We start from the raw sequence: 8,254 nt of genomic DNA on the forward strand, positions 1-8,254 counted from the left end.
CAAAAAATGGATAATTGCAAGCCTTTCTTAAAATTCCTCCCTTTTTATGTGAAACTTGTTTTTTGTATTGGCGCAAGCACAAACCGCTTAGATTTTGCTGATATTTTAATCCTTACTCAAGTAAGCCAAGAGGCGAGATTGAAGCGACTAACACAAAGAGAGAAAGACCCACAGAGAATCCAAAGCCTTTTGAATGCTTCCATTACCCCAAATCTCCGATACAATCATAAAATGCTTATTAGCCTTGAGGAATCCTTTGAACCCAAACTGCTAGAATGATTCCTATTTCCTAAATCATTGCTTAAACTAAAACTTGCTAAAATAAGCCTTTTTCTTAAAGGAGATTTTATGCGAAGCGACACCATTAAAAAGGGATTCCAAAGAGCCCCCCACAGAAGCCTACTGCGTGCCACAGGGCTAAAAGATGAGGATTTCAACAAGCCCTTTATTGGCATTGCAAATAGTTATATTGACATTATTCCCGGGCATTTTTTCTTAAATAAATACGCGCAAATCATCAAAGAGGAGATTCGCGCTGCGGGTGGCGTGCCCTTTGAGTTTAACACCATCGGTGTAGATGACGGAATCGCAATGGGGCATAGCGGTATGCTCTACTCTCTGCCAAGCCGCGAGCTGATTGCGGATTCTATTGAAACAATGATGAATGCGCATAGTTTGGACGCGATGATTTGTATCCCAAACTGCGATAAAATCGTACCCGGAATGCTTATGGGTGCTTTGCGCGTGAATGTGCCGACTATTTTTGTCAGCGGCGGTCCAATGCGTGCGGGCAAGCTAGAGGACGGCACGATTTTGGATTTAAACTCCGCCTTTGAAGCGGTGGGCGCGTTTAATGAGGGCAAGATTGATGAGAAAAGGTTACACGAAATAGAATGCAATGCGTGCCCAAGTGGCGGAAGTTGTAGTGGAATGTTTACCGCAAACTCTATGAATACGCTTTGTGAGGCTATGGGCGTTGCGCTGCCCGGAAATGGGACGATTCTAGCCCTTAGCAAGGAGCGCGAGGAGCTTTTACGCAAAGCAGCGCGTAGAATCGTAGAAATCGCGCTTGATGAGCAAAAAAGCGAAAAGTTTAGATTCCGCAATATTTTAAACAAAAAAGCTGTGCATAACGCCTTTGTCGTAGATATGGCAATGGGTGGAAGCACGAATACGATTCTGCATATGCTCGCAATCGCCAAAGAAGCGGAGGTGGATTTTAACCTAGATTCTATCAACGCACTTGCCTCCCAAGTGGCACACATCGCTAAAATCGCCCCTGCCCTTAGTAGCGTGCATATGGAGGATATTCACCGCGCCGGTGGCGTCAGTGCCGTGATGAATGAGGTGGCAAAAAGGGGTAACGCTGCCTTTGAGCTAGATTTTAAAACAAGCGGAACAACAGATTCGATTCGCATTATGCGATTTACAAAAGAATTGCAAAAATATCAAGAGGCTGTGATTTCTCTTGTTTTGAATTACGACAATCACGATGATTTATGGCGTAAGGCATATCTTAAAACTCAACTTGACTTACATAATATCGCCGAGTTTTATAAAAATGGTGCGTTTTGGATTGCACTTGAGGGCGAAGAAGTCGTAGGCTGTATCGGTGTTTATGAGGAGCAAAAGGGTATCGGAATCCTAAAAAAATTTATCGTGCATCAAAGATATGCTTCGTCCATTTCTCTTGTAAATCGACTTTGTGCCGAGTTGTTTGCATTTCTTGAGCGATCGCATTATAAAACATTGATTGCCGATAGTCCTAATAAGGGCTATATTGATACTTATACGGGTGGATTAAACTTTGGCGAGCTTATTTTTGATACGCCCGAAGCCACGCAGCAAAATCGGGAATTTTATACAAAAATAGGCTTTAGGCAAGTTCCTTATGAGCAATTGCCTGTGGCTTATGCTCCGTTTTATCCTAAAGAAATTAGCGATTTTTTTATCCTTGATTTACCACAACTTCCGCCGCATACGCTCTATCTTGACGCGCTCACGATTACAGGTGAGACTTTGGGGGAACGCATTGCAGGTGCGGAGATTACGGATTCTAATATCATTCGCCACAATGAAAACGCGTATTCGCAGGTAGGTGGATTAAAAATTCTTTATGGCAACCTCGCGCAAGAAGGTGCAGTACTCAAAGTCGCCGCAGTGGCGGAATCTATGAAAGAGTTTGAGGGAAGTGCGGTATGCTTTAACTCCCAAGAGGAAGCGATTAAAGGCATAGCCGGAGGCAAGGTAAAGGCGGGGAATGTCGTAGTCATTCGCTATGAGGGACCAAAGGGAGGACCCGGAATGCAAGAAATGCTAACCCCCACAAGCCTCATTATGGGAATGGGCTTAGGAGAATCTGTCGCTCTCATTACGGACGGACGCTTTAGCGGGGCAACGCGTGGCGGCTGTATCGGGCATATCAGTCCAGAAGCAGCAGAGGGAGGATTAATCGCGTTGATTGAGGACGGAGACAAAATCGCGATTTCAGTTTCAAAAGGTACATTGGAATTGCTCGTGGATTCCGCTGTTTTAGAATCTCGCCGCGCAAAATGGCAACCTGTGAAAAAAGAAATTAAAAGCAAATGGCTCAAACGCTACTCTTTGCTTGTTAGCAACGCCGCAAATGGAGCGGTGCTAAAAACGGAGCTGTGAGTGAGAGTTTGAAAAAGTCATTTGCCCTAAAAAACTAGATAGCACAATTTTTGCAATAATGCTACAACTATGTAGAATCTTGTATTCAACCTAAATCCAAGCATTAAATGGCTGATTAAACTCCTGTTTCCTTGTCTCCCATTGCGCTATGAGGTTAGTTTGTTTTCTCTCTCTGCATCTGTGGGAGCATAACTCTCTCCTTTTTGTGCTACTTACTCCTCAATAACAAGAATTACAAAAGATTCTATATGTTTAAATGCTCTGCAAATAAGTCGTGGCACTGCTCTGTGCTAAAACGAGCAAAAAGAAAGCTCCTATCTGTAATAACACCCGTATCAATTTCATTGAGCTTTATATTCTCATCACGCACAAGCTCTACTAGCTCATCTCTATCCCCTTTGGCTGATAGGTATGTTTTTGAGAATCTGTGCAACTATTAAGCGCAAATGCCCCCAAACATATTGCGACAATACGCATAATCTTATAGATTTTCATTTTGCCTCCTTTATTTTGGTAATTGCGCACCACTTTTTGCACCTTTTTCATAGAGTAGTTTCTCTATGACTTCACCACTTGCCTTGTCATATTCATATTTTTGCTTCTGCCTATTTATAATATCAAGTGCAGTGATATTGGAATGTTTATTTTTAATATTCACATCTATACCATTGTGTATAAGAAAAATAATTTCTTCTGCATTTCTAGTAAATGGTATAGATCTTAAAACTTCCATAAGCTTACTTTCCCCATTTTCGTCTGTGACATTAATATTTGCACCTTGCTTTAATAATACAGCCATTTTGTTTTTAGAATAGCTCCAATACAAAAAGACTCTATCTAAATATTCTTGCTTAAGTTCTTTGGATTGCACAAAGCTTAATGCCAACTCTGCGATTTCCTCATATTCTTGTATATTTTCTGCACTTCTACCTAAGGCTGAAAGCACTATGGATTTACTTTGTTTCTCACTGCCATTGAATGCCCCTTTGGCTAAAAATAGCTCAATCACTTCTTTAGAAGCATATTCAAAAACAAGCGGTAAATAATCATTTTTTCCTTTTTCTATCACTGCTCCAGATTCTATAAGAAGTGTGATAATATCATTGCTTATAATAGGGCTTCCCCACAAACTATAAGCCTTTTTCATATCTTGTATTGCTCTATCAAGTGGGGTTTGTCCTGATTTTTTACTTGATGGAAAAAATATATACTCTAAGACATCAGCTATTACTCCTCCGGTTTGACATTTTACATTTGGATTTACTCCGCTTTTTAAAAGCCTCTCTATCTTTTTTGTATCACCTTTGCTTACTGCATTATAAATGCTACAAGGATAAAAAGCACTCTGCAAATACAAATAAAAGCAAAGCACAGGTGCAAGAATAACCCCCATAATGCCAAAAAATCGCTTAATATTTGTCTTGCTATCTTGCCTTTGCAAAAGCTGAATTTCTTTGGGAATCTCACTATCATTTAAAAGTGGAATCTCCCAATTCATAAATGAGCCACGATGGAGTAAAATCATTTGAGAATCATCTAAAGGCAAAGAAGCGCAAAAACGAACAAAAGTAAAAATTGCCTCCCAATGTATATTTAACCTCAAATTCACATCTAAACTTGATATATTGCGTATGGGTTTATCAATAGAAACTTCTTGTGAAAACTTCTCACACCAATTTTGATTTTGCATAATGCTATGTTTTATAAAGCAACGCACACCCTCTAAAAGTTTAATTTCTAATCTATGAAAAATCTTTTTTGTTCAAAAAAGACAAGAAAACTGCCATTTTCATCACGAACAATAGTGTATCCCTCTAGTTTTTTAAACAAGCTTTTTGCAATGACAAAATTATAAATGCCTTGCAAAATTGCGCCCAAAACAAGACCTATCCCGAATACAATAGGTGCAAATAGTATAGAGTATGCTAAAGGAATCCCACTTGCTCCGCCTGTTTCCATATACGCTAACATATAAAATAGTGTTCCAATAGGCAAAGCTACGGCTAAACAAGCTGAAATTATCGCAACCCACTTAAAAATCATTTATCTCATCTCTTTTTATAAGATTGAAACTTTACACAGACTTTTATTCCTCATCGTCATCTTCCAAATCTGGTGGGAATTGAAACAACGCACTTTCCATTTCTAAGATTCCAAAACGATAAACAATGTGTGCATTACTACCCTGATTGCGCATATTTTCTATCTCTGTATTTACAAACTCCTTAAGTCTTGCAATCAAGCCCACAATCTCCTTTTGCCACTCTGCACTCGTGGTAACAAAAAGTAAATATTCTGGATTATTCAAATAAATATCCGGCTTATTTGCGCTAAACTCTGTGCGCAGTTTGGTTAAAATCCTCTCATAATCCTGCGCACTCGCGTGATACAAACTATAACCAAAGAGTAGTTTCGCCACTTATACTCCTAATGGTTGATATGATAATTGGGTGCTTCTCTAGTAACCATCACATCATGCACGTGCGATTCTCTAAGCCCGCTTTGTGTGATTTCTACAAACTCCGCTTTTTCCCAAAGCGTTTTAATATCTTTTGCGCCCAAATATCCCATAGACGAGCGCAAACCTCCTAGCATTTGATGAATCACATCTGCTATCTTTCCTCTATAAGGCACGCGTCCTTCAACCCCTTCTGGCACAAGCTTCTCTTGCGCTGTTCCTTCTTGAAAATATCTATCCGCACTGCCTTTATTCATTGCCCCCAAGCTTCCCATACCACGATAATTTTTGTATTGTCTTCCTTGATAAATAATGGTTTCTCCGGGAGATTCCTCCGTGCCTGCTAACATACTACCAATCATCACACTAGAAGCACCTGCCGCCAAAGCCTTAGCAATATCTCCAGAATACTTGATTCCTCCATCGGCGATGACAGGAATCTCTGCTTTTTGACAAACTTTTGCCACCTCATCAATTGCAGTGATTTGTGGCACACCTACACCTGCGACAATTCTAGTTGTGCAAATACTTCCGGGTCCAATCCCTACTTTCACCCCATCAGCCCCAGCATCAATCAATGCTTGCGCTCCCTCACTTGTCGCAACATTTCCCGCAACAATATCCACAGCCAAATGTTTTTTGATTTCTTTTACCGTCTCTATGATTCCCTTGCTATGTCCGTGCGCAGAATCCAATACCAACACATCAACCCCCGCATCTACAAGCGCTTTTGCTCTATCATACTGAAAAACACCGATTGCAGCCCCTACGCGCAAGCGTCCAAAGTCGTCTTTATTGGAATTTGGATATTCAATGCGCTTTTGAATATCCTTAATCGTAATTAATCCTTTGAGAACTCCCTTTTCATTAACAATAGGTAATTTTTCAATTTTATGTTTATTCATAATATTACGCGCTTCTTCTAAACTCGTCCCTTCTCTAGCAGTAATCAATGGGGCTTTGGTCATTACTTCCTTGACACAGCGGCTTAAGTCTGTTTCAAAACGCATATCCCGATTCGTTAAGATTCCAATCAAATTTCCTTTGTCATCTACCACAGGCACACCAGAGATTTTATAATTATCCGTAATAGCCTTTGCTTGAAACAAAGCAGAATCTGGACTGATATAAATAGGGTCAATAATCACTCCGCTTTCGCTTTTTTTCACTTTTTTAATTTGTGCGACTTGCGAATTTTCGTCCATATTTTTATGGATAATCCCAATCCCTCCAAGTCTTGCCATAGCAATTGCAGTGCTGTATTCTGTAACGGTATCCATTGCAGCAGAAACCAATGGGGCATTCAAAGCAATATTGCGAGAAAATTTTGTCTGCAAAGAAACCTCTTTGGGCAGAATCTCTGAATAAGCAGGAACCAATAAAACATCTTCAAATGTTAATGCACGCATTCTAATTCTCATCATTGCTCCTTTTATTTTAAGGTGTTTTCTAAATTTAATGCCAAATCTAGCAAAGTTTGTTCGCTAAATGCTTTGCCAATAAGCTGCATTCCTATTGGCAATCCCTCGTCCTCATCTACAGGGAGTGAAAGCGCAGGAAGCCCCGCTAGATTAATCCCAATCGTATAAATATCCTCTAAATACATTTGCAGAGGCGTTTTACAATCCTCAAATCCAAACGCCACGCTTGGAGCAACGGGAGAGAGAATCGCATCACAATCTTGCAAAATCATATTGTATTGCCGCGCAATCAGTGTGCGCACCTTTTGTGCCTTGATATAATACGCGTCATAATAACCGCTGCTTAGGACAAAAGAGCCAAGCAGGATTCTACGTTTCACTTCATCGCCAAATCCCTGCGAGCGCGTTTTTAAATACAGCTCCTTTAGATTGCCAATGTCTTTGGCGCGGTTACCATAGCGCACACCATCAAAACGCGCGAGATTGGAACTCGCCTCTGCGGTGCAAATCACATAATAAGCAGAGATAATATAGCTTGTATCCAACATTTCTTTTTCAACGATTCTATGCCCATTTTTACTTAAAATGTCAATCGTTTTCTGATAGGCGTTTTGGACATTTGCGTCCGCGTCTTTTAGTAGCTCTGGCAGAATCGCAATCGTCATTTGAGTATTTGGATTTAAATTTTTAAAAGTGCTTTGAGATTCTATATTTGCGCTTGTAGAATCCATTTTGTCATAACCCGCTATCGCGTCATATAGAATCGCACAATCCGTAACATTCTGCGTAATCGGTCCGATTTGGTCTAAGCTTGAGCTATAAGCAACCAACCCATAGCGGCTCACTCTCCCATAAGTAGGCTTCAACCCTACACAACCGCAGAAACTAGCAGGCTGACGAATACTTCCACCTGTATCACTTCCAAGTGCTGCAAGTGCGATTCCACCCGCAACTGCCGCCGCACTGCCGCCGCTACTGCCTCCTGGAACTTTATTGAGATTTTTTGGGTTGAGTGTCCTACCATAAAAACTACTTGCGGTCGTACTTCCCATTGCGAATTCGTCCATATTTGTGCGTCCAAAAGGCGCAAAAGAGGATTTGAGGAGATTTTCTATCGCAGTAGCATTATAAGGCGCAATGTAGCCTTGTAAAATATTGCTTCCACAAGTGATTTCCCACCCTTTTACATTGATATTATCCTTAATCGCAATCGGCAGAAGCGCATTATCATAATCTTGCACCTCTCCGATATAAGCATTCAAAGAACTTGCTTTTATCTTTTCTTTCAGTGTATTTTTAAGTGCTTTAATGCCGTCAATATCAAGCTTGAGCGCATCTTGAAGTGTAGGAATACTCATTGGATTCTCCAAAGTAGATTAAAAATTGCGAAATTATAAGGAATCTTTGTTGAAAAGTTGGTAAAGCAAAAAGGGATTGAAAGAATTTCGTTTCTCGTTCTTGTGAGGAGCAGACGAAGCACTCTACAATATAGAATCTCATTTTAAATTTTAGGGATTCCATTGTAAAGATTTCTATATGCTTGATTATAGATTTGCAAATGTGGGTATGCGCTGCAAAATAGAATCCTCACACTATCTTTAGCCCACAGTTTTAGCCACAAAGGCTTTGAGCAAATAAAGCAAAATTGGGGGGGGGGGGGGGGGGGGGGGGGGGGGGGGGGGGGGGGGGGGGGGGGGGGGGGGGGGGGGGGGGGGGGGGG

The 8,254-nt window shown here is 40.8% G+C and carries 6 protein-coding genes and 2 pseudogenes; 3 read left to right on the plus strand and 5 right to left on the minus strand.

Annotated elements, in window-relative coordinates:
- The 3 genes and pseudogenes from K2N75_RS05055 to K2N75_RS09210 form a co-directional block, all read left to right on the plus strand.
- Positions 1-279: hypothetical protein (locus K2N75_RS05055; RefSeq protein ID WP_297681520.1), on the plus strand; the 279-nt coding region annotated here is incomplete at its 5' end.
- A gap of 69 nt (positions 280-348) precedes the next feature.
- A pseudogene (locus tag K2N75_RS09205) lies at positions 349-1,356 on the plus strand (dihydroxy-acid dehydratase); the annotation flags it as partial.
- A 627-nt stretch (positions 1,357-1,983) separates the two neighbouring features.
- A pseudogene (locus K2N75_RS09210) lies at positions 1,984-2,655 on the plus strand (dihydroxy-acid dehydratase); the annotation flags it as partial.
- Between the two features lie 505 nt (positions 2,656-3,160).
- Here the strand turns inward: K2N75_RS09210 and K2N75_RS05065 are convergent.
- Genes K2N75_RS05065 through gatA form a run of 5 tightly spaced genes read right to left on the minus strand, consistent with a single transcriptional unit; the run spans position 3,161 to position 7,886 of the window.
- The gene (locus tag K2N75_RS05065) at positions 3,161-4,345 is read right to left on the minus strand and encodes a hypothetical protein (RefSeq protein WP_297681516.1); all 1,185 of its coding nucleotides are present in this window, start codon (positions 4,343-4,345) and stop codon (positions 3,161-3,163) included.
- Between the two features lie 47 nt (positions 4,346-4,392).
- A complete protein-coding gene (locus K2N75_RS05070) occupies positions 4,393-4,698 on the minus strand; it encodes a hypothetical protein (protein ID WP_297681514.1) in 306 nt (101 codons plus the stop codon).
- 43 nt (positions 4,699-4,741) lie between these two features.
- The gene (locus K2N75_RS05075) at positions 4,742-5,074 is read right to left on the minus strand and encodes a hypothetical protein (protein ID WP_297681513.1); all 333 of its coding nucleotides are present in this window, start codon (positions 5,072-5,074) and stop codon (positions 4,742-4,744) included.
- A gap of 8 nt (positions 5,075-5,082) precedes the next feature.
- Positions 5,083-6,534 carry an IMP dehydrogenase gene (guaB, locus tag K2N75_RS05080; protein WP_297681512.1) on the minus strand — a complete coding sequence of 484 codons (1,452 nt, stop codon included), beginning with the start codon at positions 6,532-6,534 and terminating at the stop codon, positions 5,083-5,085.
- A gap of 11 nt (positions 6,535-6,545) precedes the next feature.
- Complete coding sequence (gatA, locus tag K2N75_RS05085; RefSeq protein WP_297681521.1) at positions 6,546-7,886, minus strand: Asp-tRNA(Asn)/Glu-tRNA(Gln) amidotransferase subunit GatA; 1,341 nt, start codon at positions 7,884-7,886, stop codon at positions 6,546-6,548.
- Positions 7,887-8,254 lie beyond the last annotated feature (368 nt).

This window comes from Helicobacter sp. (assembly GCF_029067145.1).
Lineage (GTDB): Bacteria > Campylobacterota > Campylobacteria > Campylobacterales > Helicobacteraceae > Helicobacter_D.